This is a genomic window from Ruegeria sp. AB6 (assembly GCF_056542685.1).
Genome location: NZ_JBQGAD010000002.1, coordinates 129403 through 155054 on the forward strand (window position 1 = coordinate 129403; position 25652 = coordinate 155054).

Annotated in this window: 22 protein-coding genes and 1 tRNA gene; 10 read left to right on the forward strand and 13 right to left on the reverse strand. The window is 59.1% G+C overall.

Translation table 11 applies throughout. The annotated features are described in order from the left end of the window. The first annotated feature begins 41 nt into the window (after nucleotides 1-41). Complete coding sequence (locus ACR0DB_RS04780) at nucleotides 42-827, forward strand: inositol monophosphatase family protein (RefSeq protein WP_170769082.1); 786 nt, start codon at nucleotides 42-44, stop codon at nucleotides 825-827. Between the two features lie 105 nt (nucleotides 828-932). On the opposite strand, the gene ACR0DB_RS04785 is transcribed toward ACR0DB_RS04780, so the two are convergent. After that, a complete protein-coding gene (locus ACR0DB_RS04785) occupies nucleotides 933-1676 on the reverse strand; it encodes a rhomboid family intramembrane serine protease (RefSeq protein ID WP_170769083.1) in 744 nt (247 codons plus the stop codon). A gap of 135 nt (nucleotides 1677-1811) precedes the next feature. Between ACR0DB_RS04785 and ACR0DB_RS04790 the strand changes: the two genes are divergently transcribed. Beyond that, entirely contained in the window at nucleotides 1812-2378 is a 567-nt protein-coding gene (locus ACR0DB_RS04790; protein WP_480549276.1) for a tetratricopeptide repeat protein, read from the forward strand. 48 nt (nucleotides 2379-2426) lie between these two features. On the opposite strand, the gene ACR0DB_RS04795 is transcribed toward ACR0DB_RS04790, so the two are convergent. The 7 genes from ACR0DB_RS04795 to ACR0DB_RS04825 form a co-directional block, all read right to left on the reverse strand. Further along, nucleotides 2427-4316: a PhoX family protein gene (locus ACR0DB_RS04795; RefSeq protein ID WP_480549278.1), complete on the reverse strand. Its 1890-nt coding sequence runs from the start codon at nucleotides 4314-4316 to the stop codon at nucleotides 2427-2429. Between the two features lie 206 nt (nucleotides 4317-4522). Then, complete coding sequence (locus tag ACR0DB_RS04800) at nucleotides 4523-5515, reverse strand: ABC transporter ATP-binding protein (RefSeq protein ID WP_480549279.1); 993 nt, start codon at nucleotides 5513-5515, stop codon at nucleotides 4523-4525. Then, nucleotides 5512-6546 (reverse strand): Gfo/Idh/MocA family protein, encoded by a 1035-nt coding sequence (locus ACR0DB_RS04805; RefSeq protein WP_480549281.1) that lies wholly within the window; start codon nucleotides 6544-6546, stop codon nucleotides 5512-5514. Before ACR0DB_RS04805 ends, ACR0DB_RS04800 begins: the two co-directional genes overlap by 4 nt. Beyond that, a complete protein-coding gene (locus ACR0DB_RS04810; RefSeq protein WP_170352414.1) occupies nucleotides 6543-7382 on the reverse strand; it encodes a carbohydrate ABC transporter permease in 840 nt (279 codons plus the stop codon). The genes ACR0DB_RS04805 and ACR0DB_RS04810 overlap by 4 nt, the downstream gene beginning before the upstream one ends. Before the next feature lie 10 nt (nucleotides 7383-7392). Beyond that, nucleotides 7393-8307, reverse strand: coding sequence for a carbohydrate ABC transporter permease (locus tag ACR0DB_RS04815; RefSeq protein ID WP_480549283.1), 915 nt, complete (start codon nucleotides 8305-8307; stop codon nucleotides 7393-7395). A gap of 66 nt (nucleotides 8308-8373) precedes the next feature. Beyond that, complete coding sequence (locus ACR0DB_RS04820; protein ID WP_480549285.1) at nucleotides 8374-9627, reverse strand: ABC transporter substrate-binding protein; 1254 nt, start codon at nucleotides 9625-9627, stop codon at nucleotides 8374-8376. Between the two features lie 17 nt (nucleotides 9628-9644). After that, nucleotides 9645-10538, reverse strand: a complete 894-nt coding sequence (locus tag ACR0DB_RS04825; protein ID WP_480549287.1) for an N-acetylmuramic acid 6-phosphate etherase — start codon at nucleotides 10536-10538, stop codon at nucleotides 9645-9647. 167 nt (nucleotides 10539-10705) lie between these two features. On the opposite strand from ACR0DB_RS04825, the gene ACR0DB_RS04830 reads away from it, so the two are divergent. The 8 genes from ACR0DB_RS04830 to ACR0DB_RS04865 all read left to right on the forward strand — a co-directional run bounded on the left by ACR0DB_RS04830 (nucleotide 10706) and on the right by ACR0DB_RS04865 (nucleotide 19605). Next, nucleotides 10706-11581 carry a glucosamine kinase nucleotide-binding domain-containing protein gene (locus ACR0DB_RS04830; RefSeq protein ID WP_170769090.1) on the forward strand — a complete coding sequence of 292 codons (876 nt, stop codon included), beginning with the start codon at nucleotides 10706-10708 and terminating at the stop codon, nucleotides 11579-11581. Beyond that, nucleotides 11568-12317, forward strand: coding sequence for a GntR family transcriptional regulator (locus ACR0DB_RS04835; RefSeq protein WP_170769091.1), 750 nt, complete (start codon nucleotides 11568-11570; stop codon nucleotides 12315-12317). Before ACR0DB_RS04830 ends, ACR0DB_RS04835 begins: the two co-directional genes overlap by 14 nt. A 19-nt stretch (nucleotides 12318-12336) precedes the next feature. Next, on the forward strand, nucleotides 12337-13365 hold the full coding sequence (locus ACR0DB_RS04840) for an SIS domain-containing protein (RefSeq protein ID WP_480549289.1): 1029 nt from the start codon (nucleotides 12337-12339) through the stop codon (nucleotides 13363-13365). Continuing rightward, nucleotides 13362-14483 (forward strand): N-acetylglucosamine-6-phosphate deacetylase, encoded by a 1122-nt coding sequence (nagA, locus tag ACR0DB_RS04845; RefSeq protein WP_480549291.1) that lies wholly within the window; start codon nucleotides 13362-13364, stop codon nucleotides 14481-14483. The genes ACR0DB_RS04840 and nagA overlap by 4 nt, the downstream gene beginning before the upstream one ends. 121 nt (nucleotides 14484-14604) lie before the next feature. Next, nucleotides 14605-14679: transfer RNA gene (locus ACR0DB_RS04850), tRNA-Gly, on the forward strand. Between the two features lie 127 nt (nucleotides 14680-14806). Beyond that, on the forward strand, nucleotides 14807-16627 hold the full coding sequence (locus ACR0DB_RS04855; protein ID WP_480549293.1) for an ABC transporter transmembrane domain-containing protein: 1821 nt from the start codon (nucleotides 14807-14809) through the stop codon (nucleotides 16625-16627). Between the two features lie 151 nt (nucleotides 16628-16778). Next, a complete protein-coding gene (locus ACR0DB_RS04860) occupies nucleotides 16779-18668 on the forward strand; it encodes an acyl-CoA synthetase (RefSeq protein WP_480549295.1) in 1890 nt (629 codons plus the stop codon). Between the two features lie 13 nt (nucleotides 18669-18681). Next, nucleotides 18682-19605, forward strand: coding sequence for an alpha/beta hydrolase (locus tag ACR0DB_RS04865; protein WP_480549297.1), 924 nt, complete (start codon nucleotides 18682-18684; stop codon nucleotides 19603-19605). Here the strand turns inward: ACR0DB_RS04865 and ACR0DB_RS04870 are convergent, their stop codons facing one another. The 5 genes from ACR0DB_RS04870 to ACR0DB_RS04890 all read right to left on the reverse strand — a co-directional run bounded on the left by ACR0DB_RS04870 (nucleotide 19606) and on the right by ACR0DB_RS04890 (nucleotide 25588). Further along, nucleotides 19606-20442 (reverse strand): alkaline phosphatase family protein, encoded by an 837-nt coding sequence (locus ACR0DB_RS04870; protein WP_480549299.1) that lies wholly within the window; start codon nucleotides 20440-20442, stop codon nucleotides 19606-19608. 138 nt (nucleotides 20443-20580) lie between these two features. Next, nucleotides 20581-22218, reverse strand: a complete 1638-nt coding sequence (locus tag ACR0DB_RS04875; protein WP_170783936.1) for an ABC transporter ATP-binding protein — start codon at nucleotides 22216-22218, stop codon at nucleotides 20581-20583. Then, entirely contained in the window at nucleotides 22215-23030 is an 816-nt protein-coding gene (locus ACR0DB_RS04880) for an ABC transporter permease (RefSeq protein WP_480549960.1), read from the reverse strand. Before ACR0DB_RS04880 ends, ACR0DB_RS04875 begins: the two co-directional genes overlap by 4 nt. Next, nucleotides 23030-23986: an ABC transporter permease gene (locus ACR0DB_RS04885; protein WP_170769099.1), complete on the reverse strand. Its 957-nt coding sequence runs from the start codon at nucleotides 23984-23986 to the stop codon at nucleotides 23030-23032. The genes ACR0DB_RS04880 and ACR0DB_RS04885 overlap by 1 nt, the downstream gene beginning before the upstream one ends. Before the next feature lie 15 nt (nucleotides 23987-24001). Beyond that, on the reverse strand, nucleotides 24002-25588 hold the full coding sequence (locus ACR0DB_RS04890; RefSeq protein ID WP_170769100.1) for an ABC transporter substrate-binding protein: 1587 nt from the start codon (nucleotides 25586-25588) through the stop codon (nucleotides 24002-24004). Between the last annotated feature and the right edge of the window lie 64 nt (nucleotides 25589-25652).

A 25652-nucleotide genomic window follows, 5' to 3' on the forward strand; every position in this document is an offset into this window, starting at 1 on the left:
TCAGTATACGCGCGGTTTGACCGAACAGGAGCCGTGGGACAATGGTAGGCAGTGCAAACCTCAACATCATGATCAAAGCCGCGCGCAAGGCGGGGCGGTCTCTGGTCAAGGACTTTCGTGAAGTCGAGAACCTGCAAGTCTCGATGAAAGGCGCGGGTGACTTTGTCTCCAAAGCCGATATTGCTGCTGAGAATATCCTGAAAGAGGAACTGCTGGGTGCCCGCCCGACCTATGGCTGGCTGGGTGAAGAAGGCGGCGGGCAGGCGGGTGAAGACCCAACGCGGCGCTGGATCGTTGACCCGCTGGACGGCACCACCAACTTCCTGCACGGGCTGCCCCATTGGGCGATTTCCATCGCCCTGGAACACAAGGGCAAGATCGTTGCCGGCGTGATCTATGACCCCGCCAAGGATGAGATGTTCTTTGCCGAAAAAGGTGAGGGCGCGTGGATGAACGACACCCGCATTCGTGTTTCGGGTCGTCACCGCATGATTGAATCCATTTTCTCGACAGGTTTGCCCTTTGGCGGACGTTCTGATTTGCCTGCTACCCTTCAGGATCTGGCGCGGATCATGCCCACCTGCGCAGGCGTGCGCCGCTGGGGCGCGGCAGCGCTGGATATGGCCTATGTGGCTGCAGGCCGTTACGAGGGTTTCTGGGAGCGCCGCCTGAACGCGTGGGACGTGGCGGCCGGTGTCATCATCGTGAAAGAAGCCGGTGGCTTTGTGCAGGCTCTGAACCCCGAAGGTAGCGTCTTGGAAGATGGCGAGGTAATCTGTTCGAATGAGCCGATCTTCGACCAGTTCTCGAAGGTGATCCGGGGCTGATTTAACGAACCCTGAGACGAACAAGCGCGCCCTGCCTGAGGCGCGCTTTTTTGTTGTCGGCACCACAGGCGATCAAGGCCCCCGACGTTATGCAATGATACGCATCTATCGGCGCGGGATACGGGGGATGCGGGATTGTGACAGTTTGTATGTATGCTCGGGGTGCGGCGGATGGCCATGCGTTCGGTTCCAATACCGCTTACCGCCCCGCCGCGCCCAAAGCGGGATGCACAGGAGCAGACCGACAAAGAACCCGCCGGTATGAGCCCAATAGGCAACGCCGCCTTCGTCCGGGTTGCTGGCAAGGCTGCCCAGGAATTGCATCCCCAGCCAGACACCCAGCATGACGAAGGCCGGGATGGTGAAAACCCGCACATAGACGATCAGGATCAGCAGAATATCCACGCGGGCCTTGGGGAACATCAACAGGTATCCCCCCATGACCCCGGCGATTGCACCAGAGGCCCCGATGGTCGGCACCACTGATCCCGGGGCCGTCAAGACGTGGATCAGGCCTGCTCCGATACCGGCCATCGTATAGAAAAGCAAAAAGAGCAGGTGGCCCATCTCGTCTTCCAGATTGTCGCCGAATATCCAAAGGAACAGCATGTTCCCTGCCAGATGCATCCAGCCGCCGTGAAGGAACATTGAGGTGAACAGCGTCTCATACGCGACCCCGTCTTCGATCCGGGCCGGGATGACAGCGTAGTCGAAATAAAGCCGGTTGAGCAACCGCGCATCATCCATGATACCCACATAGCTGAGGAAAATCAGAATGTTCGCGGCCATCAACAGATAGACGACATATGGGGTGCGCCCCGAGGGGTTATGGTCACGGATTGGAAACATGGCGCGACGCTGGGCTTTCGGGCGGGCAAGGTCAAGGCACGTTTACGCCGCACAAGGCATGATGGTGAGGCGTGTGACGAAGACTTGAACGGGCCCAAGGGTTGACGCAGCCTGTCTGCGCGTCACCATAGACACATGAAACACATCACGTCAGCCTTTGTCCTGCTGGTCGCAGGCACCATCGCTGCCCATGCACAGGACTGTCCCGCCGCTCCGGATCACTCGGACGGGGTGGCCGGGATTATCTCTCAAATTCAACAGGCCGAGACCGAGCGCGCCGCGCAGGTTTTGTCGGGCAAGCTTTGGGAGTTTTGGACAGATGCACCGGATAGCAAGGCACAAGTCGCGCTGGACAGGGGGATGACACGTCGTAGTCAAAGCGATCTGCTGGGCGCAATCGAAGACTTCAACTCGCTGATAGATTACTGCCCATCTTATGCCGAAGGGTATAACCAGCGCGCCTTCGCCTATTTTCTGGGCCGGGATTATCAGGCCGCTCTGCCGGATCTGGATCGGGCAATCGAACTGTCGCCCAATCATGTGGCAGCAATCAGTGGGCGTGCACTGACTTTGTTAGGGCTTGGGCGGATCGACGAAGCTCGCGAGGCTTTGGAACAGGCGCTGGAGCTGAACCCGTGGCTCTCTGAACGCCACTTGATGGACCCCGGAGGGCCGTTGGCACCACAAGGACAAGACATCTGAAATACAAAACCCCCGACCAAACAGGCCGGGGGTTTTCGATCTTGGGACTTAGCCGACAAGACCGTTGTCGGCGCGTTTGATCGCAATGACCGACGAGCGCGGCGTGCCGCCGTCGGGCCAGTTGCTGCCGGGGTGCTGGATGCCGACAAACATGGTCCGCAGGTCTGTGGACCACGCCAGACCGGTCACCTCACAGCCGTTCGGGCCAGTCATGAAGCGTGCAATCTCACCGGTCACGGGATCACCAACCAGCATCTGGTTGTTGCCGTTGCCTGCGAAATCTTCCTCGTTGTCGTCATTCCCGTCTGTCTGGATCCAGATCAGACCGGTCGAATCGATCACCATACCGTCGGGCGAGTTGAACAGGTTGCCCTCGTTCACATTGGACGAACCGGCGCGGTCGTCGGAATGCACAGTCGGGTTGCCCGCCATGACGTACAGGTCCCAATCGAACGCTTGGGCGGCGTGGTCGTCATTGGCCGGACGCCAGCGCACGATCTGACCGTACTTGTTGGCCTCACGCGGGTTGGCCGCGTTGACCGAGGTATCATCACCGCCGGCGTTTGGCTTGACGCCGCGGTTCTTGTTATTGGTCAGGCAGCAATAAGCTTCGACCGCCACCGGGCTGGACGCGACCCATTCAGGGCGATCCATGGTGGTGCCGCCCGCTTTGGAAGCCGCCATTCGGGTAAAGATGCGAATCTCGGCATCGTCCATTCCGGTGGTTTCCGGGGTCAGAGCCAGCCATTCACCCTTCATGTCATCGTTGAACTTGGCGACATAAAGCGTGCCGTCGTTCAGCAGGCTCTCGGTTTCACCACCGGGCTGATAGGTGCCGTTCGAGACGAACTTGTACAGGTATTCACCACGTTCATCGTCGCCCATGTAGACAACCACGCGACCGTCGGCAGCCAGGGTGACTTCGGCGTTTTCGTGCTTGAAACGACCCAGACCAGTGTGTTTGACAGGGGTGCTGTCAGGCTTGGTTGGGTCAATCTCGACGATCCAGCCTGCGCGATGCGGCTCGTTGGGGTTCTTCGAGGTGTCAAAGCGCGGGTCAAAGAACTCGTAACCGTTCCAGCTTTCGGCCTTGATACCGTAGCGCGCCATACCGTCCGAGACCTTCTGGTCATAGGATGCATTCTCATCCGACGAGCCGAAGTAGCCATTGAAGTTCTCTTCGCAGGTCAGATAGGTGCCCCAGGGCGTCTTGCCCGCACCACAGTTGTTCATGGTGCCCAACGAGGTGGTGCCGGTCGGATCAGCCTCGGTTTTCAGCAGGTCATGACCGGCTGCGGGGCCAACGATTTTCATCGGAGTGTTATGATGAATACGGCGGTTGAAGGGGCTGTCTTTGACAACCGACCAGCCGTCAGGGCCTTCGGTGATTTCCATGACTGTCACGCCTTGGATGTTCTGCAGCTTCAGAACATCACCTGCGTTTGCCGGAACACCTTCCGCAGCGGCCGGCAGGTTGATCTTGCGGTTGGGGTATTCGTGGTTGATCGCGATCAGTTCATGACCCTGGAACGAAAAGGTTTCCATCCCGTCAGTGTTCTCACCAAAGATACGGTCGGATTTTTCGACCGAACCACCATCGGCGATGTCATAGCCGTCGGCATCCGAGAACAGCGGATCGCCCCAGCGCATCATGACTTTCCATTCGTACCCTTCGGGGACGTGAACGGTGCCGTCGGTCTGGGCTGCGATCGGGGTAAAGGCAAAGCGCGACGCGTCAGCGGCCTGTGCCGAGGTCGAGCTGAGCAGACCTGTGCCCATTGCGGCAGCGCCCGATCCAAAGGCCACCACACCGGCCAGAAAACCACGGCGGGAAATGGCGCTTTCGACCACGCGGTCAAAGTCGTTTTCCTCGGGGCGGGGGAAGTGTAGCTCGTCCCAGTCGTCTGCGGAAAGTGTGGTGTTGTCGACGTCTTTCATGGATGGCTCCTGGCTAAAATGAAAGTTGATGAACGGCATTTAAGAGGTCTTTGTGACAGGTTCTTAACAGCGCCATTAAAGCCGCTGTATTTCGACCTGAAAATAGACTCATTTTTGATGCGCTGAAACGCGCCAAAGCCCTGTCTGCGAGACGCAAGCAGGGCTTTCAGTCATCAAAGCGGATTGATCACATCGCCGTGATAGGGTTAACGCAGCCGCTGCCCATCAGCATTGAACCGATACGCTTTTTCGGGCGCGAACCCAAGGCGCAGGTCTTGGCCTTCGGATATTGCGTGTTGCCCGAACAAGCGCGCCGTCACCGAATGGTTCTGAATAGTCGCAATGACGTTGGTATCACCGCCCAGCTTTTCGACATGGCTGACCTGCGCTGACAGTGGGCCGTCGTCAGACAGGAACAGGTCTTCGGGGCGAATACCAAGGGTGTCTGACCCCTGATCCAGCAGGCTTTCGGGCAGGAAGTTCATCGAAGGAGATCCAAGGAATCCCGCAACAAACTGGTTGGCGGGGTTGTTATACAGCTCCATCGGTGAGCCGATCTGTTCCACCCGGCCATCGCGCAGAACTACGATCTTGTCGGCCAGTGTCATCGCCTCGGTCTGGTCGTGGGTGACATAGATCATCGAGGCATCCAGTGCCCGGTGCAGGTTCGCAATCTCAATCCGCGTGTTCATCCGCAGCGCCGCGTCGAGGTTCGAAAGCGGCTCGTCAAACAGAAACAGTTTCGGCTCACGCACGATAGCCCGCCCGATGGCGACGCGTTGGCGCTGACCGCCGGACAGCTCAGATGGATAGCGGTCCAGATATTCCTCAAGGTTCAGCATCCGGCTGGCGCTGGCGACGCGCTCCTCGATCACCGCTTTGGGCTGCTTCTCTTGTTTCAGCGCCAGTGTCATGTTCCCGCGCACGTTCAGATGGGGATAGAGCGCATAACTTTGAAAAACCATCGCGATCCCGCGCTTTGACGGCGGCACCAGATTGACGGTCTGGCCGTCGATATTGATCTCCCCCGAGGACGCATCCTCCAACCCTGCGATCACGCGCAGCAGGGTGGATTTGCCACAGCCCGAGGGGCCGACGAAGACGACAAACTCACCTTCTTCCACCTCAAGCGAGATGTCTTTCAGGACATGTACCTCGCCAAAGGACTTGTTCACGTTGGTCAGGGTCAAAGCGGTCATGATGCGGATTCCTGTAGGGAAACGGGCTGGCCGGTGAGGATGCTTTCATCAGCGGCCAGACAAATGGCAAGGGATTGGACGGCGTCATTCATGTGGCGCGTCAGGTCGATATCGTCTGCGATGGCGCGCAGCATATACGCCTGCTCGGCGTCACAAAGCTCCTGATGGCCGGGCTCATCGGGCATCTCAACCGTACGGTCACCGCCCGGCGTGTGGATCAGTAGACCACCAACCTTGGTGTGGCCATCGATATCCGCCGACGCGCCTTTGTTGCCGTCGGTGATCGAGACCGAGCCGTTGGGCGAGACGATATCTTTCACGAAAAATGCGGTTTCGGACATCATCGGGCCCCATCCGGCCTCGTACCAGCCGACCGAGCCGTCCTCAAAAATCACCTGAAACTGGCCGTAGTTATACATGTGCTCGGCGATCTCATCGGACAGGCGCAGGCCCATGCCATGCACGCGGACGGGCTGTGCATCGGTGATCTGGCACATCACATCCACATAATGCACACCACAATCCACGATGGGCGAGGTGGTCTGCATCAGTGCCTTATGTGTCTCCCACTCAGCGCCTGAGGATTGCTGGTTCAGGTTCAGGCGGAACACATACGGTCCGCCCAGATCGCGCGCCTCGGCAATCAGGCGCATCCACGAGGGGTGATGGCGCAGGATATAGCCGACCACCAGTTTGCGGTTCAGGCGGGTAGCGGTTTCGACCACGCGCCGTGCATCGGCCACGTTGGTGGCCAGCGGCTTTTCGACAAACACATGCGCGCCAGCCTCCATTGCGGCGCAGGCGAAATCGGCGTGACTGTCAGAATAGGTGGCGATGATCACCAGATCGGGATTAGTCTCGGCCAGCGCGGTGTGGAAATCCGAATAGGCGGGGTATTGGCCCAGCTCGGGGTGATCCACGTGACCCGAGCGGTTCACCAGCCCCACGATCTGCGCGTCCGCGTGGTTGTGATGAGCCAGCGCGTGGCTGAGACCCATATTGCCAAGGCCAGCGATCAGAACTTTGGTCATTTGACAGCTCCCGAAGTGATGCCGCGGATCAGTTGGCGCGAGAAGATGACATAGAGAACAAGCACCGGCAGGATCGCCATCGACAGTGCCGACAGAACGGCGTTCCAGTCGGTGACGAACTGTCCGATAAAGACCTGACTGCCCAGCGTAAGCGTCTTGGTTTCCTCAGCCGGGGCAAGGATCAGCGGGAACCACAGGTCATTCCAGATCGGGATCATGTTGAACACCGCAACGGTCGCCATCGCGGGCCGGACCAACGGCAGAACCAGCCGGAAAAAGATCGTGTATTCCGACAACCCGTCGATGCGGCCCGCATTTTTCAGATCATCGCTGACCTGCCGCATGAACTCGGACAGGATGAACACCGCCAGCGGCAGTCCCTGCGCCGTGTAAACCAGGATCAGCGCCCAAAGCGTATTTACCAGCCCGGTGGCCACCATCATCTCAAGGATCGCCACAGTGCCGATGCGGATCGGGATCATGATCCCCAGCGCCAAATACAGCCCCATCAGCAGGTTGCCCTTGAACTGATATTCCGACAGCGCATAGGCCGCCATGGCCCCGAACAGCAGGATGAAAAACAGCGACGCGACGGTGACGATCATCGAGTTCTGGAAGTAGAGGAAGAAATCCCCCTGCTTCATTACCGTCTCATATCCGATCATGGAAAAACTGTCGGCATTCGGCAGCGCCAGCGGCTCGCGGAAGATCGCGCGGCGGGATTTGAAGCTGTTGATGATGATCACAAAAACCGGGAACAGGGCGATCAGCGTGTAAAGGATCAGCGCCCCGTGCATCGCGGCGGTATTCAGCGGGTTATGGCGTGCTTTGTTCATCGCGGGACCCTCACAGTTGATACCGACGCATCCGGGTCTGGATGCCAAAAAGGTAGATGCAAACGCCCACAAGGATGATCGCGAACATGGCCCCGGCAATGGCCGATCCCATATGCGGGTCGCCCAACTGCAGCTGGAAGCCAAAGAAGGTGCGGTACATGAAGGTGCCCAGAATATCGGTTGAGAAATCCGGCCCGGCCAGAGCGCCTTGGGCGGCATAGATCAGGTCGAACGCGTTGAAGTTGCCCACAAAGGTCAGGATCGAGATGATCCCGATCGAGGGCAGGATCAGCGGCAGTTTGATCTTCCAGAAGGCCGAGGCCCCGGTTATGCCGTCGATCTCTCCGGCCTCAAGGATTTCCTCGGGGATGGTCAGCAGGGCGGCATAGATCAGCATCATCGGGATGCCCACAAATTGCCAGACCGAGATCAGCGCCAGCGTGGTGAGCGCATATTCCTCTTTCCCCAGCCACGGCGCGAACAGGGATTTCAGGCCGACAGCATCCAGCATCGAGGGCGCGATGCCCCAGATGGGGGACAGGATCAGTTTCCATGCAAAGCCAACGATCACGAAGCTCAGGATCGTCGGGATGAAAATGGCGGATCGATAGAGCGCCGAGAACCGCAGGCGCGGGTGGCTGAGCAAGGCCGCCAGTGCGATCCCGATGGGGTTCTGCACAAGCATATGGATCAGGAAGAACCAGAAGTTGTTGCCCAAAGCGTTCCAGAACTGCTCGGACCAGATGGGATCGAAAAACAGCGTTTGAAAGTTCTGCAAGCCCACGAACACGCGGCTTTGATCCACCTCGGAATAGAGCGCCAGCCGCAGCGTGTTGAACAGCGGGAAGATCATCACCGCCGTATAAACCAGCACGGCTGGGGCCAGAAACACGACGATATGCCAGCGGAAGCGGGGGCGGTGCATGGGTCAGCTTTCAAAGGGGTGTCAGGGGGTACTCGGGCGGGATGAGCCGCCCGAGTATGGGTCAGTTTACTGGTGCGGTGCGTACCAGGAGGCGAGGCCTTCCTGCAGGCGAGCACCAGCTTCAGCCGGGGTTTCTGCACCTTTGACGACCTGCGCCGAAGCGTTCCAGGTTTCGTTTTCAAGGTTCGGTGTGCCGCGCGACAAGATCTGATAGGTCGAGCGGATGGTCGAGCCACACTCGTTCCGCCAGCTTACGAACTCCTGCGCCAGAGGGTCTTCCATCGCAATGTCATGGCTGGACAGCGAGAAGAAGCCGGGCAGGGCGTTCGCGTAGATTGTCGCGAACTCGGAAGTACCCATCCAGTCAAGGAAGGTGCGCGCAGCTTCGGCATTCTCGGACGCGGCGTTCAGGCCCATCGCGATATCGGTGTGGTCCGAAATATAGCACTCATCACCGGCATTGCGGACCGGCGGCTTGAATGCGCCCATTTCGAAATCTGCCAGCGAGTTGAAACCCGAAATCTCCCACGATCCGGCCGGGTAGATGGCGGCGCGGCCTAGGGTAAAGACGTTCTGACTGTCCGGGTAGGTCTGGGCTTCGAACCCGTCACCTAGATAATCTTTCCAGCGCGCAATCGTCTCATAGGGTTCGACCCACTCCGGGTCGGTAAGCGATTGTTCGCCCGAGATCAGCGCCAGACGGCCTTCTTCGCCCTTCCAGTAGTTGGGTCCGATATTCTGGTAGCCCATTGTGGCCGCTTCCCACTGGTCGTTGGTGCCCATCGCCATCGGGATATAAGTGCCATCTTCTTTGATCTTGTCGAGCGCGGCAAAGAATTCAGCTTCGGTGGCAGGAACGTCTATGCCCAATTCGTTAAAGGCATCCTTGTTATAGATGAAACCGTGAATCACGGACGCCATTGGGACGCAGAAAGTGGCCGAGCCATCATCAGTTTGCCATGCAGATTTCGCAACATCCGAGAAGTTTTCCATTGCTCCAAGGTCGCTCAAGTCTGCCAGACGACCATCTTCAAACAACAGCAGTGATGTGTCGAAGGGGCGGCAGGTAATCAAGTCGCCTGCGGAACCGGCCTCCAGCTTGGCGTTCAGAATAGCGTTGTATTCTGCGGGTGCAGACGGTGTGAACTTGACCTTGATGCCCGGGTTGGCCGCTTCGAATGCGGGGATGATTTTTTCCTGCCACAGGGTCAGGTCATCGTTGCGCCAGCTTTCGATGGTGATCGTCACGTCTTCGGCCAAGGCCGATGTTGCCACCAAGGTTGTGCCCAGCAGGGCCAGTTTCAGGCTTTTGTGTTTCATTTCAGTCTCCAAGTTGGTTAGCGGTTGTTATCTGTTGTAAGAACGGTGCTGAGGTTTCCGCCCGAGTTGCCCAGGTGGGTCATGGCCTCGGGCAATGACAGGCCGAGCGCCGCGATCAGGATCGCTGGTTTGACCTCACCCTTGGCTGTGTCCAGCGCGGATTGCGCGGCAGCGGTGTCTACATTTGCAATACGCGCTACGATCCCTGCGGCGCGGGCGCGCAACTTGTCATTGTCGGCGCGCAGGTTGACCATCATGCCGCCATGCACATGCCCCAACTCTAGCGCCATAAGGGATGACAGCATGTTCAGGGCTATCTTCTGCGCCGTACCAGCCCCCATGCGGGTCGAGCCCGAGATCAACTCCGGCGGCGTGGCCAGCAGGATCGGGATGTCCGCATTCAGCAGCAGGGGGCTGCCTGCATTGTTGGCGATGCCGATCACCTTGGCACCTTTGGACTGCGCGATGGTGCTGGCGATTAGGGTGTAGGGTGTCGATCCACTGGCCGACACAGCGATGACAGTGTCTTGCGGGCGCAAGTCTTGCAACGCGTCGGCAAGGCCCGCATCCGCGTCTTCTGCTGCGCCGGGCATTTCAACTCCGGTGGGCAGGCCTCCTGCCATGTGAATGCGCAGCCGCGCGGGTGAGATCGAAAACGTGCCGCCCAGCTCTTGCGCATCTGCGGCGGCCATCAATCCTGACGAGCCCGCCGCCACATAGTGCAGCACCCCGTCCGTACGCAAAGTCTCTGCCATTGCCAGTGCAGCCTGCGCGATGCTGTCGACGGCCCCCTCAACCGCCTGCGCCGCAGCGATTTGACCGGCGGCCAAGGCGCGGGCGGAGCCTGCCAGATCGCTCGGGTCAAGTCGTGCGGCATCAGTGTGCAGTTGTTCAGTCGACGGCAGCGTCAAGAGAATCCCCCTTACAGTTCCTTTACAATACCTATCTAATACCACCTGTCCATAACTTTCTTATTGCGACCGAGATGAAGGATTTTTTCGCATAAATCTCTCTAAAATCCCTGATCATCGCAGGTTTGATCTTTTCTGATGGCAAAAGGTATTATAATGGTATTGTCATGAGTGAGTCTGAAAACCACGCAGTTTTGGCCGTTGATGGCGGTGGAACCCGATGCCGGGTTGCCTGCGATGTGGATGGTGAAGTCCATGCGGTCGAAACAGGTGCGGCCAATGTCTCAACCGATTTTGAGGGTGGTGCCGACCAGATCAGGACGGGCGTCGCGCGTTTGGCCGAACGTCTCGGACGGCCCGCCGCCGACCTGTTCGATTGGCCCGCTTTCGTAGGCTTGGCCGGAGTGACTGGGGATGCGGTAGCTGGGCGCTTGCAGGCTGTTCTGAATTTGACGAATGCCCGGGTGGAAGATGATCGGCCGGCCGCCGTCCGAGGGGCCTTGGGCGCGACAGACGGCCTTGTCGCGCATTGCGGCACGGGCTCATTCCTTGCGCTCCAGACTCGTGGTCGCATGCGGTTTGCTGGGGGATGGGGGTCAGTCCTTGGAGATGAGGCCTCGGCCCAATGGGTCGGACGTCGCGCCTTGGCCGAAGCGTTGAATGTTGCAGATGGGGTTCAGGAAAGCTCGGGCCTGACCCGGGCCCTGTCTGATCGGTTGGGTGGTACCGCAGGCATTGTTGCATTTGCAGGCCAAGCGTCGCCGGGAGAGTTTGGCACCTTGGCACCGCAGGTTACGTCGGCGGCGGTCGATGGAGATATCGTTGCCCGGAAAGTCCTGCAAACAGGTGCGGATTACCTTACGGATATGGCCGCCCGTTTGGGTTGGAAACCCGGTCTGACGCTATGTCTGACCGGGGGAATTGCGCCGCACTACGCCGACTACCTGCCCGGCGAAATGCAAGAGGCAATCCGTCCGCCGCAGGGGGAACCGCTGGCAGGTGCGTTGGCTTTGGCAAAGGAGGTGGCAGATGAGCATCGCTGAATTCCTGCGCGCCGATGCATGGCTAAGCCCCGAAAACGGCCCTCGATACGTACAGCTGCGCCGTCGGTTGCAAGAGGGGATCGACACCGGTGTGCTGGCCCCCAATGCGTCGCTGCCGTCAGAACGGGAATTGGTGGAAATCACCGACCTGTCCCGCGTCACCGTACGCAAAGCAATCCAGGAGCTGGTGCAAGAAGGCGTGATCGAACAGCGTCAGGGGTCGGGTTCGTTCATCCGCGAGCGCGTGCCTCGGGTCGAGCAATCGCTGACCCATCTGACATCATTCACCGAAGATATGTCGAGCCGGGGGATGCAGACCACCTCTAAATGGCTGGAACGTGGCGTGTTCGCCGCAACACCACACGAGGTGGCCGCGCTGAACCTGTCGGACGGCGCGCAGATCGCCCGTATCTATCGTCTGCGCGAGGCGGATGGCCGCCCGCTGGCGCTGGAAAAAGCGGCCTTGCCCTTGGACATCCTGCCGAACCCGATCGAGGTGACGACCTCGCTCTACGAGGTGCTGGATGGGTTGGGTCATCGTCCGGTGCGGGCGGTTCAGAAGATCTCGGCGCTTAATCTGGCAGCGCGCGAGGCCGAGTTGCTGGACGTGCCTGAAGGGGCGGCGGGGCTGAATATCGAACGTCTCTCATTTCTCAAAAACGGTCGGGTCGCAGAGTTGACCCGCTCGCTCTATCGCGGTGACGCCTATGATTTCGTCGCCGAGCTACGGCTATAACCGGAAGGATCAAAGGCCGATGTCCGAACATACATCCAAGATGCGTCAGGAAATTCTGGAAATTCCCGATGCGGTCGACCGGCTGCTGGGCAGTGGCGCGGCCAATATTCAAAACGCCGCAGGGCTGGTCCGCGACGCCGATCCGCGGTTTATGATCACCGTGGCGCGCGGGTCGTCGGACCATGCGTGCAGCTATCTGAAATATGCCAGTGAGTTGCTCCTTGGTCTGCCTGTGGCCTCGGTCGGGCCGTCGGTCAGTTCAATCTACGGGGCCGATCTGATGGCGCGGGGGGCGGTCTGTGTGTCCGTGTCGCAGTCCGGCCAAAGCCCTGACATCGTCGGGTTGACGCGGTCCTTGCGGTCTTCGGGCGCGGTGACACTGGCGATCACAAACAATTCAACCTCGCGTCTGGCGGAAACTGCTGATGCGGTACTGCCGCTGCACGCCGGTCCTGAACTGAGCGTTGCGGCGACCAAGACCTTCGTAACCTCGCTTGTCGCGGGTCTGTGGATGCTGGCCGAGGTCAAAGGGGATGCCGACTTGCTGGCGGCTATCCGGGCTCTGCCCGCCCAATTGGACCGCGCAGCCCGATGCGACTGGTCCGCAGCGGCGTCTGCGATCACGGGTCGGTCTCTGTTTACGCTGGGCCGGGGGCCGTCCTTTGCGGTGTCGGGCGAGGCGGCGTTAAAGATCAAGGAGACCTGCCAGATTCACGCTGAAAGCTATTCGGCCGCCGAAGTGCTGCACGGCCCCGTCTCGATCGTTGAAGAGGGGTTCCCTGCAATCATTTTCGCTGCTCAGGATGCGGCGGAGGAGACAACCGCACAGGCTGCTGATGCTTTGGCTGAAAAAGGCGCGGTGGTTTTTGCGACGACGGATCGGGTCACGCGAGCGCAGTCTTTGCCGGTCGAGCGCACGGATCACTGGATCACCGATCCGATCACGGCGATCACCGCCTTCTACAGCATGGTCGAATCGGTTGCCAGTATGCGAGGAATCGACCCTGACGCGCCACGCCACCTCAAGAAAGTGACCGAGACGGTATGACAACGAACAGGGTGATCTTTCGAAACGGGGAAATCTTTGATGGTAAGCGGTTGCTGTATGATCATGCGTTGGTCTTTGACGGCGATGCGACCGGGAGGATTGTGTCCGATGCGGATATAGCGACCGGTGACTATGTCGATCTGAACGGAGACATCGTCAGCCCCGGTTATGTGGACTTGCAGGTGAATGGTGGCGATGGGGTCATGCTGAATGACGCCCCTTCGGTGGAGACGATCCGGCGCATCGCGCAGGCCCATCGCCGGATGGGGGTCGCCGCGCTGCTGCCGACTTTGATCACGGATACGGCCGATAAGACCCGTGCCGCGATTGATGCTGCCATTCACGCCGTCAATGAGGGTGTGCCGGGCGTCGCCGGGTTACATCTGGAGGGGCCCCACCTGTCGGTTGCACGCAAAGGGGCGCATGATGGCGATTTGATCTGTCCGATGTCTGATGCAGACCTCGCTGCCTTGATAGAGGCGGCGGGTCATCTGCCCTGTCTCAAAGTGACTGTGGCGCCCGAATCGGTGTCAGAGCAGCAGGTTCGCGCGCTAACCGATGCGGGTGTACTGGTATCGTTGGGGCACACTGATGCGGATTTCGCCACCTGTCAGCGCTATGCCGCCGCAGGTGCGCGCTGTGTGACCCATCTGTTCAACGCCATGAGCCAGTTGGGCAACCGCGAACCCGGACTGGTCGGGGCGGCGCTGTCAAATGGTGGGTTCTCGGCCGGGCTGATTGCTGATGGCATCCATGTCCACCCGCAGGTCATGCGGGCGGCGTGGGCGGCTAAAACCGGACCGGGGCAAATCTATCTGGTCAGCGACGCGATGGCGGTTGCAGGAACGGATCAATCCGAGTTTCGTCTGGAAGGGCGCAGGATCACCCGCACTGACGGGCGGCTGACGCTGGAAGACGGGACGCTGGCTGGCGCGGATCTGGATTTGACGACTGCCATCCGGGTGCTGGTCACGCAAGTGGGCGTGCCTTTGCCTGCGGCGCTGGCCGCTGCCACCACCTATCCTGCACAGTTGATCGGGCGAATGCCGGGCGCTGCCATCACCCGCGACAGCATGATCCGCATCAGCGGAACGCTCGACACGTGCGCGTGGCTGTAGGCAGTCGCGCCCTTTTTCTGCCGCACCGGGCGGGAGATTATTTTCCAGGAATGATTTTGAAATCCGGCACCGAACGGCGCTTGACGCCATCTGACGCATCGCTTAAACCGACCTCCGCTGAGCGGGCGTCGTATACTGGCTATTACCTCAGCCTTCCAAGCTGATGAAGCGGGTTCGATTCCCGCCGCCCGCTCCAAATCAGCCCTTACATTCTGCGTCAAAAGGCCCGTTTGAGGCTGCATTTCTGTCGTGCAGCTTGACCCCACCTGCACTGACCGCCAAGAAGCGCATTAGTAAGTTTGAACACGACGTAGGGCCCAGTCATGGCAAGAAACGCCTCAGCCAGTCCATCCGCAAAAGCTGCGCCCGGCGCTAGCGGAGAGCGCGCGCGATCCCGGAAAATAGGCGTTCTGGCCTCTCTTTGGCCCTTCATGAAGCCGTACCGCCTGTTGATGATCGGGGCGACGCTGGCATTGATCCTCACGGCCAGTATGACGCTGACCCTGCCACTGGCCGTGCGCCGAGTGGTCGATAATTTCCGCATCGAAGATGGCGAGCTGCTGGATTGGTATTTTCTGGCCGCGCTGGGCATTGCTGGAATTTTGGCCATCGGTACAGGCATCCGCTATGCGCTGGTGACGCGGCTGGGTGAGCGCGTGGTGGCCGATATTCGCAAGGCCGTCTTCGATCGCGTCATCGGGATGAGCCCCGAATTCTACGAACGGATTATGACCGGAGAAGTTCTAAGCCGGATCACCACAGACACCACGTTGATCCAGTCGGTGCTGGGTTCATCCGTGTCGATTGCACTGCGCAACATGTTGATGTTTGTCGGCGGATTGGTGCTGATGTTGCTGACCTCGGCCAAGCTGACAGCGATGGTCCTTCTGCTGATCCCGCTGGTCGTAGTACCGATTCTGGTTCTGGGTCGCCGCCTGCGGGTCATCAGCCGCGAAAATCAGGACTGGATCGCCGCCTCATCCGGCAATGCAGGCGAGGCACTGAGTGCGGTTCAGACCGTTCAGGCGTTTACCCACGAACAGGCAAGCCGCGCTCAGTTCGGTGAGATGACAGAAACTTCGTACGAAGTTTCTCTGCGCCGAATCCAGACTCGTGCGGTGCTGACGGTGATCGTGATTTTTCTGGTCTTCTCCGGCATCGTGGGCGTTTTGTGGATGGGGGCGAATGACGTCCGTAATGGCGTGATGACCGAGGGCGTTTTAATCCAATTCGTGATCTATTCAATCATCATGGCAGGCTCGGTCGCGGCCCTGTCCGAGATCTGGAGCGAACTTCAGCGCGCCGCGGGGGCGACCGAACGCCTGGTTGAATTGCTGAATGCACAAGACACGGTGAACGATCCAACGGCGGCCAAAGCGCTGCCTGCACCCGTGCGTGGCGAAATCAGGTTTGAAAACGTAACCTTCCGTTATCCTGCGCGCCCCGATGTTGTTGCGTTGGACAAGATGTCGTTGACCGTAAGTCCTGGCGAAACAGTTGCCTTTGTTGGCCCTTCTGGCGCAGGCAAAACGACTGTCATTCAGATGATCCAGCGGTTTTATGACCCAGACGCTGGTGGCGTTAGTCTGGACGGTGTCGACCTGCGCAACCTGAACCGGGCTGAATTCCGCCGCCACATGGCGCTGGTGCCGCAGGACCCGACGATCTTTGCCGCATCGGCCCGCGAGAACATTCGCTTTGGTCGTCTGGACGCAACAGATGCCGAGGTCGAGGCCGCCGCCCGCGCCGCTGCCGCGCATGATTTCATCTCGGCGTTGCCAGAAGGCTATGACAGTTTTGTCGGCGAGCGCGGGGTGATGCTGTCGGGCGGTCAGAAACAGCGCATCGCCATCGCGCGCGCCATCCTGCGCGATGCACCGGTTCTGCTGCTGGACGAGGCGACCTCGGCGCTGGATGCAGAAAGTGAGCGCGCGGTGCAGGGGGCCGTGGATCAGATGCGCGCCGGACGAACCACTCTGATCGTGGCGCACCGTCTGGCAACCGTCAAAAAGGCCGACCGTATCGTGGTGATGGAGGCAGGCCAAATTGTGGCACAGGGCACCCATGACGACCTGGTAGCACAAGATGGGCTATATGCACGTCTGGCGCGACTTCAGTTCACAGACGGGGTCGCGGCTGAATAGGCTGACGCGAGGGAAAGGCCTAACCGCCGCAGCGTCATTTTGTTTTTCTGACTCTGTGCCACTAAGCCCTTGCTTGAACCAGCGCGGTTTTGCACCCATCCTAATGTGGAATAATCCGCGCGAAGCGTGCGGCACAATAGGGAGGAGACGCATGGCCTTTGAGGGGATCGACGACAAGGTAAAACTTGAACAAGAAATGCCGTGGGAGGATCGGGATATCCCGGTCACGTTCCACCAGATGCTGTCTCGTACAGCGGCCCGGTATCCGAATAGCAGCGCGGTCAGTTTCCAACTGTTTTCCGGCCCTACGGACAAGGCCGAGACGCTGACATGGTCGGACTTGCTGGGCAAGGTCAATCAGGCCGCCAACCTGTTTCGGTCGCTGGGCGTCGGGGAAAAGGATGTGGTCGCTTATATCCTGCCCAACTGCAACGAAACGCTGATCACCATGATGGGTGGCGCAGTTGCGGGGATCGTCAACCCGATCAATCCGCTGCTGGAGCCTGAACAGATTGCGGCCATTTTACGGGAAACCGGTGCCAAGGTGGTTGTTACGCTCAAGTCCTTCCCCAAGACCGATGTGGCGCAAAAAGTGGAAGAGGCCGTGCGCCATGCACCCAAGGTCAACACCATCCTTGAGATTGACCTGAATCGCTATCTGACGCCGCCCAAGTCATGGATCGTTCCTTTCCTGCGTCCCAAAATGGGCGACAAGGAACATCTGGCTCACGCGGATTACAAAAGCTTCAACGCTGAACTGGCCAAGCAACCAACCACGCTGACATTTGAAGACAGCAAAGAAGACCGCGTTGCCTGCTATTTCCATACCGGCGGCACAACGGGCATGCCCAAAGTGGCGCAGCACAAGTACTCGGGCCTGATCTATAACGGTTGGCTGGGCGACACGCTGCTGTTCTCGGAAGAGGACGTGGTCATGTGCCCGCTGCCGATGTTCCATGTGTTCGCCGTGCACGTGATCATGATGGCAGCGGTATCTTCGGGCGCGCATGTGATCTTCCCGACACCACAGGGCTATCGTGGTGATGGTGTCTTTGACAATTTCTGGAAGCTGATCGAGCGCTGGAAGGTGACGTTCATCATCACCGTGCCTACCGCGATTGCCGCCAAGATGCAGCGCCCCGTGGATGCCGATATCTCAACCGTCAAAACCGCGTTCTCGGGCTCAGCCCCCTTGCCCGTGGAGCTGTTCCGTAGATTTGAAGAGGCCACAGGTGTCACCATTGTCGAAGGGTACGGCCTGACCGAAGCGACATGCCTTGTGTCTTGCAACCCGGTGGATGGTGAGAAAAAGATCGGCTCGATCGGGATTCCGTTCCCCTATACGGACGTCAAAATATTGACCGACGGACCGGATGGACCAGTGGAATCTGCGGCCAACGAAATCGGTGAAATTTGCGTTTCCAATCCCGGCGTTTATGCGGGCAATACCTATACCGAGGCGGAAAAGAACGTCGACCTCTACCACTTTGACTCATATCTGCGCACGGGCGATCTGGGGCGGTTCGATGAGGATGGCTATCTGTGGATCACCGGACGTGCCAAGGATCTGATCATCCGGGGTGGACACAACATCGATCCCGCTGAAATTGAAGAGGCCCTTCTGGGCCACGACGCGGTCGCCTTCGCTGGGGCCATCGGTCAGCCCGATGCCTACGCAGGCGAGGTGCCTTGCGCCTTTGTCGAGCTGGTTGACGGTGCCTCGGTCACCGAGCAGGAGTTGATGGAATACTGCGACGTTCACGTTCACGAACGTGCCGCGCAGCCCAAGCATATGACCATTCTGGACGAATTGCCCAAAACTGCCGTGGGCAAGGTGTTCAAGCCTGAACTGCGCAAACAGGCGATCACCCGCATCTATAATGGCGCGCTGGAAAAGGCGGGCGTGGATGCGCGGGTCGTCTCGGTGCTCGATGATAAAAAGCGTGGTCTTGTTGCACAGCTTGACGCGAACGGCTCCTCAGAGGACGATGTCAGCAAAGTGCTGGGCGCATTCACCCGGCCATGGGAATGGGCTGCCTGATCGCGGAGGGGACATGGATTATGAACGCCTGATTGATGAAGAAACTTGGGCGTTCATAAGCAGGACCGCCGAAAGCTATCCCGATGATGCGGTCGATCTTTCGATCCAGGATCAGCGCGGGGTCTATGACGCGATGTGTCGTGACTTTCGGCAGCCGCGCCCGATGGGGGTCGAGGCTGAGGACAAGCACGCCGACGGCGTGCTTGTTCGCGTCTATACTGCCGGTGATCCGACGCGGACGGTGGTTTATCTGCATGGCGGTGGTTTTGTTGTCGGTGGGCTGGACAGCCATGACGACGTTTGCGCCGAGATTTGTGCACAGACGGGATATCGGGTGGTGGCGGTAGACTATCGCCTTTGCCCTGAACATGTGCACCCCGCGCAGTTTCAGGACGCATGGACGGCAGTGAACTGGGCCGCGAAGGAATATGGCAACGCGCTGATATTGGCGGGGGACAGTGCAGGAGGCAATCTGGCTGCTGCCGTCACCCATCATGCACGGCGTCGGCTGGATACGATTTTGGGGCAGGTTCTGATCTATCCCGGTTTGGGTGGTGATCGGACCAAGGGATCGTATCTGGAACATGCCCACGCGCCGCTTTTGACGCTGGATGATATCGTTTTCTACGAAAAGGTGCGGTGCAGCGGAGAACCTCCGCAGAGCGATCCGACTTACGCGCCGTTGCAGGACAGCGATTTCTCGAACCTGCCTCCGACCGTGGTTGTGACTGCTGATTGCGACCCGCTGCGCGATGACGGGCCCGACTATTGCGCCCAGATCACGCAGGCCGGAGGGCTTGCCCATTGCATCAACGAACCAGGCCTTGTGCATGGCTATCTGCGGGCGCGCACCTCGGTTAAACGCGCCGCAGACAGTTTTGAGCGGATATCCGTCGCTATTGAGGCATTGGGCCAACAGATCTGGCCCTACGATTGATTACTTCAAGAACGGCTTGGCTTTCATCGTCTCGGCGATTGGTGCGCCCATCCGGTTCAGGATCGTGGGTGCCAGTTGCAACTGGTCGATCACCGTATCAGCCTCGGGGCCTTTGGCATCGCCGAAATAATACAGTGCTGTTTCCTGTTGCAGTGGTCCGCGCCCGCCGTGGTGGCCGCGTTCGTCCTGGCCGTGGTCGGCGGTGACGATCACTTCGTAGCCCAACTGCCGCCAGCGGGGGATAAATGGGGCCAGCATTTCATCTGCGACGAAACAGGCGTGGTCCATTTCCTCGCAATCATGGAAGAACCGGTGCCCCATGCTGTCTAGGGTACAGGTGTGTAAAATGCCGTAATCCAGTCCGAAGCGTAGGCACAGGTTGGTCAGGGTGGCATAGAGATCGACATCGGACGGCGTCATCTGATTCACCTTGCCGTAGCCGGTCATTGTGTGGAACCGACCGTGATTGATCGTTGTGCTGTCCGGCTCGTCAAATTCCACGTCCCGCACATAGTCGAAGGGATGGCGGTTGAAGAACTGCGACCAATAGCTGTGGGTGACAGCTCCGGTGACGCCTCCAGCTTCGCGAACCTGGCTGAACACGTCTCTGTGGCTCAGGCGGAAGACATTGCCGTTGCCGGTGCAGCCATGTTCCTGCGGCGCCACCCCGGTGTGGATCGAGGCATAGCAGCTGGCCGAGGTCGATGGCAGCACCGAACGCAGCTTCCACACGCGCGCCTCGCCGCTGTCGACCCAGCCTTCAAGGTTGCCGAACAGGCGGCGGAAATTGCGCCAGGGAACACCGTCGAGGATGATGAGAAGAAGTTTGCGGTCCATGGTTCGGCCTTTTCATGGGATCTTTCGGCGACCCTACGAGATTCGCAGGGCAGGGGCAGCTTGTTCACGCCCCAAATAGCAAAACCCCGACACCTGTTTATGACAAGCGCCGGGATTTTTTGATTGTATTGCGCGGGATCAGTTCCCGGCGCTTTCCATCTTGCGGTGGGCGACCACCTCTTCCAGCCAGCCCAGATGCATTTCGGGCACCGAGCTGAGTAGAAGGTCGGTGTAGTCGTCGAACGGTGGGCTCAGCACTTGTGATTTCGGGCCGTAGCGGACCACGCGACCCTGATACATCACCGCGATACTGTCGCTGATCGCACGGACTGTCGCCAGATCGTGGGTAATGAACAGATAGGCCACGTCCTCGATCTTTTGCAGGTCCAGAAGCAGTTTCAGGATGCCGTCCGCCACCAGCGGGTCCAGTGCCGAGGTGACCTCGTCGCAGATGATCATCTTGGGCTTGGCCGCCAGTGACCGCGCGATGCAGACACGCTGTTTCTGCCCACCAGACAGTTCTGCCGGATAGCGGTCGATGAACTTCTCGCCCAGCTCGATTTCATCCAGCAGTTCCACGATCCGCTTGCGTTTTTCCGCACCGCGCATGTTGAAGTAGAACTCCAGCGGCCGGCCGATGATGGTGCCCACGGTTTGACGCGGGTTCATCGCAACGTCGGCCATCTGATAGATCATCTGCAACTCGCGCAGGTCCTCGCGGGTACGTCCCTTGAGGTCGGGCGACAACTTACGCCCGTTGAACGTGATCTCACCTTCACGAGGAGGCAGCAAGCCAGTAATCACCCGCGCCAACGTGGACTTGCCCGAGCCGGATTCGCCCACAACTGCCAGTGTCTGCCCAGGATGGAGGTCAACATTGACGTTGTGCAGCACGTCGAAATTCAGCCCCTTGTAGCGCGCAGTGATGCCGGCAATGCTCAGCACCGGTTCCGCTGTGGGCTGTTTCTCCTCATGCTCGATGGACCGGACCGAGACAAGCGCCTTGGTATAGTCTTCCTGCGGGTTGTTGATGATCTGGTCGGTATTGCCGTATTCGACCGTGTTGCCCATGCGCAAAACCATGATGTCATCGCTCACCTGCGCAACGACGGCAAGGTCATGGGTGATATAGAGCGCGGCAACGCCGGTATCCGCGATGGCTTCTTTGATGGCCATCAGAACGTCGATCTGCGTGGTCACATCCAGCGCCGTGGTGGGTTCGTCGAACACCACCAGATCAGGCTCGGGGCACAGGGCCAGTGCCGTCATGCAACGCTGCAACTGCCCGCCCGAGACCTGGTGCGGGTAGCGGTTACCAATATTGTCAGGGTCCGGCAGACCCAACTTGGCGAACAGCTCTCGCGCGCGGGCTTCGGCCTCTTTCCGGCTGAACTTTTTCTGCTCAACTGCGGCTTCAACCACCTGATCCATGATCTTCTTGGCTGGGTTGAAGGACGCCGCGGCGGATTGGGACACATATGTGACCTCGCCCCCGCGCAACTTGCGGATATCGCCGTGCGACGACTTGAGGATATCACGCCCGTTAACCCAGACCTCGCCCCCGGTGATCTTCACACCGCCCCGGCCATAGGCCATAGAGGCCAGACCGATGGTAGACTTGCCGGCCCCGGATTCACCGATCAACCCCAGCACCTTGCCGCGTTCGAGGTCAAAATCGACTCCGTGCACGATTTCGATGTCATGGGGCTTTTCGCCTGGCGGATAAACCGTCGCGCCAATCTTGAGGCCACGGACTTTGAGAAGCGGTTCACTCATCCCCGGCCTCCTTTCAGTGATGTGGTGCGGTTCAAGATCCAGTCAGCCACAAGGTTGACCGAGATTGCCAGCGTTGCGATGGCCACAGCGGGATAAAGCGCCGCGCCGATGCCATAGACGATGCCGTCTTTGTTTTCCTTCACGATCCCGCCCCAGTCGGCCAGCGGCGGCTGAACGCCAAGGCCAAGGAAGGACAGGGTCGAGATGAACAGAACCATGAAGATGAACCGCAGCCCGAACTCGGCCACCAGTGGCGACAGCGCGTTGGGCAGGATCTCGCGGAAGATGACCCAAGCGCGTCCTTCTCCGCGCAGCTTGGCGGCCTCGACATAATCCATGACGTTGATGTCCACCGCGACCGAGCGTGACAGGCGGTAAGGGCGCGTTGCATCCAGCAGGCCCATCACCAGGATCAGGATCGGAACGGTTACGGGCACGATGGCCAGAATGACCAGCGCCAGGATCAGCGTCGGGATCGACATGATCAGGTCAACCGTCCGGCTGAGAACCTGATCCGCCCAGCCACCCAGAACCGCAGCCAGCAGGCCCAGGGAGGTGCCGGTGAGAAAGCTGAGGATCGTTGCGGCCGCGGCGATAAAGATCGTCGTGCGCCCGCCGTAGATCATGCGGGTCAGCAGGTCGCGTCCGATATTGTCAGTACCCAGCAGATGCGCAGAGCTTGAAGGCTCCCACACATCGCCGACGACCTCGGCCATGCCATAGGGGGCGATCAGCGGGGCGGCGAAGGCAGCGAAGAAATACAAGCCTGTGAAAAACAGACCGATCATCGCCGAAATAGGGATATTCTTCATCATTTCGGGTGCCTCAGTCTTGGGTTGGCAAGGATCGAGACGATGTCAGCCACCATATTCAGCCCGATATAGACTGCGGCAAAAACCACGCCGCAGGCCAGAACAACGGGCACGTCACGTTTTGTCACCGAGTCGACCAGATACTGGCCCATGCCGGGATAAACGAACACCACCTCAACCACGACGACGCCCACGACCAGATAGGCCAGGTTCAGCATCACGACGTTGACGATCGGCGAAATTGCATTGGGAAACGCATGCCGCGCGATGACCTGAAAGTTCGACAGGCCCTTCAACTCGGCCGTTTCGATATAGGCCGATTGCATCAGGTTTAGGATCGCGGCGCGGGTCATGCGCATCATCTGCGCCAGAACCACCAGTGTCAGCACGAAGGCCGGCAGGGCGATGGCGTTCAGTTTTTGACCGAATGACATCGACTCGTTAATCATCGCCAGCGATGAGAACCATCCCAGTTTCACCGAGACAAAGTAGATCACCACGTAGCCGATCAGGAATTCCGGTATCGAAACCGTGGTCAGGGTGATCGCAGAAATCAGTTTATCCGGCCAGCGATTGCGGAACCGGACGGCCAGAAGACCCAAAAAGATCGCAAGCGGAACCGACACGACTGCGGCGGCACAGGCCAAAAACAGGGTATTGCCCAAACGTTTGCCGATGCTTTCAGCGATATCCAGCTTGTTGGTCAGTGATTGTCCCAGATCGCCCTGTAAAATACCCCCCAGCCACTCGAAATAGCGGGTCAGGGCAGGGCGGTTGAGGCCCATTTCCTCGCGCAGGTTTGCCAGAGATTCAGGGGTTGCGGACTGCCCCAGGACGGCTTGCGCGGCGTCTCCGGGAAGGGCTTCGGTCAGGCCAAAAATCAGGGCCGAAGCGCCGAGCAGCAAGAGTATTCCCAGCGCAATGCGCTGGGAAACCAATTTGACAATAGGATGCATGATCCGTGGTCCCTATCAGGCGAACCACATCTTGCGGGACATGTTGCCATTCATCATCTCTTGGGTGGGATCGCTTTCCCAGCCGGCCAGCTGATTGCTGACACCTTCGATGAAGTCATTGAACATCGGGCAGATCAGGCCGCCTTCGTCGCGGATCATTTGGCCCATCTGGCTGTAGATGTTCTTACGCTTGTCGTTGTCCAGTTCGGCACGTGCCTGGAATAGCATCTCATCAAAGGCCGGAACCTTGAAGCGCGTGTCGTTCCAGTCTGCAGTTGACAGATACGCGGTCGAGTACATCTGATCCTGTACCGGGCGGCCGCCCCAGTAGGACGCGCAGAAGGGCTGCACATTCCAGACCTCGGACCAGTAGCCATCATTGGGTTCACGCTTAATTTCCAGCGGGATACCAGCTTGTGCAGCAGTTTGCTGGAACAGCGCAGCAGCATCCACAGCCCCCGGGAAGGCACCGTCAGCCACACGAAGGATGATGGGCGAACCATCGTGGCCGGATTTCTTGTAGTGTTCAGCTGCCTTTTCAAGGCTGAACTCCCTCTGAGGGATAGAGCCATCGAACAACGGATAAGCTGCGTTGATGGGCATGTCGTTGCCAATGGTGCCATAGCCGCGAAGAACCTTGTCGACCAGCTCTTGACGGTTGATCGCATGCTTAAGTGCCAGACGCAGTTCGTTCTGGTCGAATGGTGCGGTGTCGCAATGCATGATGAACACGTAGTGTCCGCGACCGGCAGTCGAATGCACGGTCAGGTTGGGCGCGCGGCCCAACAGATCGGCAACCTTCGGTTCGACACGGTTGATCGCGTGGACCTGACCTGATTGCAGCGCAGCAGTACGGGCAGTTGCGTCGTTGATTACGATCACCTCGACGCTGTCGAAATTACCGAAATCCGGGTTCCAGTGGTTTTCAAACTTCGTGTAGAGGTGACGTACGCCCGGCTCGTCGACTTCGACTTTGTAGGGCCCGGTACCGATGCCTGCGCCAGGGTTGTCCATGCCTCCGTCCGGCTGAATGATCAGGTGATAATCAGCCATCAGATACGGCAGGTCGGCGTTGCCCTCACTCAGGGTGACCTGGAAATTGTCGCCATCGGCCTTCATCGATTCGATGCCCTTCATGATGCCAAGGGCACCAGATTTCGAATCTTCATTGGAGTGACGTTGCATGGTTTTCAGCACGTCTTCGCTGGTCATGGTCTTGCCATTGTGGAACTCAACACCTTGACGCAGCTTGAAGGTCCAGACCTTGGCGTCTGCGCTACCTTCGACGCTTTCGGCCAGGCGAGGTTCGATCGAGCCATCGGGTGCAACTTCGACCAGTTGGTCGCCAAATTGCTTGCCGTTTTGGAACGGAACCGAGCTGGCATAGGTGGCCGGGTCTAGCGAGTTAGTGGATTCGCCGCCTTGCAGGCCAAACTTCAGATCGCCGCCCTTTTTCGGGCCCGCCGCGCGCGCCGCGTCGGCAAAAATGGTGCTGGCCATCGCTGCCGAAACACCCAGAGCCGCCGCTTTCCCCATGAATTCGCGGCGGGTCAGTTTGCCCGAAGTGACCTGTTTGGTCATGTGAGTGAGTTGTTCGTTCATTATGGTCTCCCAGTTGATTGGATTTTACCCTTGAGGGCTTTTTATTGACGCATGAGTCAAAATA

Bases quoted from the DNA above. Each gene is read 5' to 3' on its own strand.
- ACR0DB_RS04880 (WP_480549960.1), bottom strand. From the start codon at position 23,030: ATGAAGAATATCCCTATTTCGGCGATGATCGGTCTGTTTTTCACAGGC.
- ACR0DB_RS04870 (WP_480549299.1), bottom strand. From the start codon at position 20,442: ATGGACCGCAAACTTCTTCTCATCATCCTCGACGGTGTTCCCTGGCGC.
- ACR0DB_RS04800 (WP_480549279.1), bottom strand. From the start codon at position 5,515: ATGACCGCTTTGACCCTGACCAACGTGAACAAGTCCTTTGGCGAGGTA.
- ACR0DB_RS04885 (WP_170769099.1), bottom strand. From the start codon at position 23,986: ATGCATCCTATTGTCAAATTGGTTTCCCAGCGCATTGCGCTGGGAATA.
- ACR0DB_RS04795 (WP_480549278.1), bottom strand. From the start codon at position 4,316: ATGAAAGACGTCGACAACACCACACTTTCCGCAGACGACTGGGACGAG.
- ACR0DB_RS04790 (WP_480549276.1), top strand. From the start codon at position 1,812: ATGAAACACATCACGTCAGCCTTTGTCCTGCTGGTCGCAGGCACCATC.
- ACR0DB_RS04865 (WP_480549297.1), top strand. From the start codon at position 18,682: ATGGATTATGAACGCCTGATTGATGAAGAAACTTGGGCGTTCATAAGC.
- ACR0DB_RS04855 (WP_480549293.1), top strand. From the start codon at position 14,807: ATGGCAAGAAACGCCTCAGCCAGTCCATCCGCAAAAGCTGCGCCCGGC.
- ACR0DB_RS04780 (WP_170769082.1), top strand. From the start codon at position 42: ATGGTAGGCAGTGCAAACCTCAACATCATGATCAAAGCCGCGCGCAAG.
- nagA (WP_480549291.1), top strand. From the start codon at position 13,362: ATGACAACGAACAGGGTGATCTTTCGAAACGGGGAAATCTTTGATGGT.
- ACR0DB_RS04820 (WP_480549285.1), bottom strand. From the start codon at position 9,627: ATGAAACACAAAAGCCTGAAACTGGCCCTGCTGGGCACAACCTTGGTG.
- ACR0DB_RS04860 (WP_480549295.1), top strand. From the start codon at position 16,779: ATGGCCTTTGAGGGGATCGACGACAAGGTAAAACTTGAACAAGAAATG.
- ACR0DB_RS04835 (WP_170769091.1), top strand. From the start codon at position 11,568: ATGAGCATCGCTGAATTCCTGCGCGCCGATGCATGGCTAAGCCCCGAA.
- ACR0DB_RS04875 (WP_170783936.1), bottom strand. From the start codon at position 22,218: ATGAGTGAACCGCTTCTCAAAGTCCGTGGCCTCAAGATTGGCGCGACG.
- ACR0DB_RS04815 (WP_480549283.1), bottom strand. From the start codon at position 8,307: ATGCACCGCCCCCGCTTCCGCTGGCATATCGTCGTGTTTCTGGCCCCA.
- ACR0DB_RS04805 (WP_480549281.1), bottom strand. From the start codon at position 6,546: ATGACCAAAGTTCTGATCGCTGGCCTTGGCAATATGGGTCTCAGCCAC.
- ACR0DB_RS04840 (WP_480549289.1), top strand. From the start codon at position 12,337: ATGTCCGAACATACATCCAAGATGCGTCAGGAAATTCTGGAAATTCCC.
- ACR0DB_RS04785 (WP_170769083.1), bottom strand. From the start codon at position 1,676: ATGTTTCCAATCCGTGACCATAACCCCTCGGGGCGCACCCCATATGTC.
- ACR0DB_RS04810 (WP_170352414.1), bottom strand. From the start codon at position 7,382: ATGAACAAAGCACGCCATAACCCGCTGAATACCGCCGCGATGCACGGG.
- ACR0DB_RS04830 (WP_170769090.1), top strand. From the start codon at position 10,706: ATGAGTGAGTCTGAAAACCACGCAGTTTTGGCCGTTGATGGCGGTGGA.
- ACR0DB_RS04890 (WP_170769100.1), bottom strand. From the start codon at position 25,588: ATGAACGAACAACTCACTCACATGACCAAACAGGTCACTTCGGGCAAA.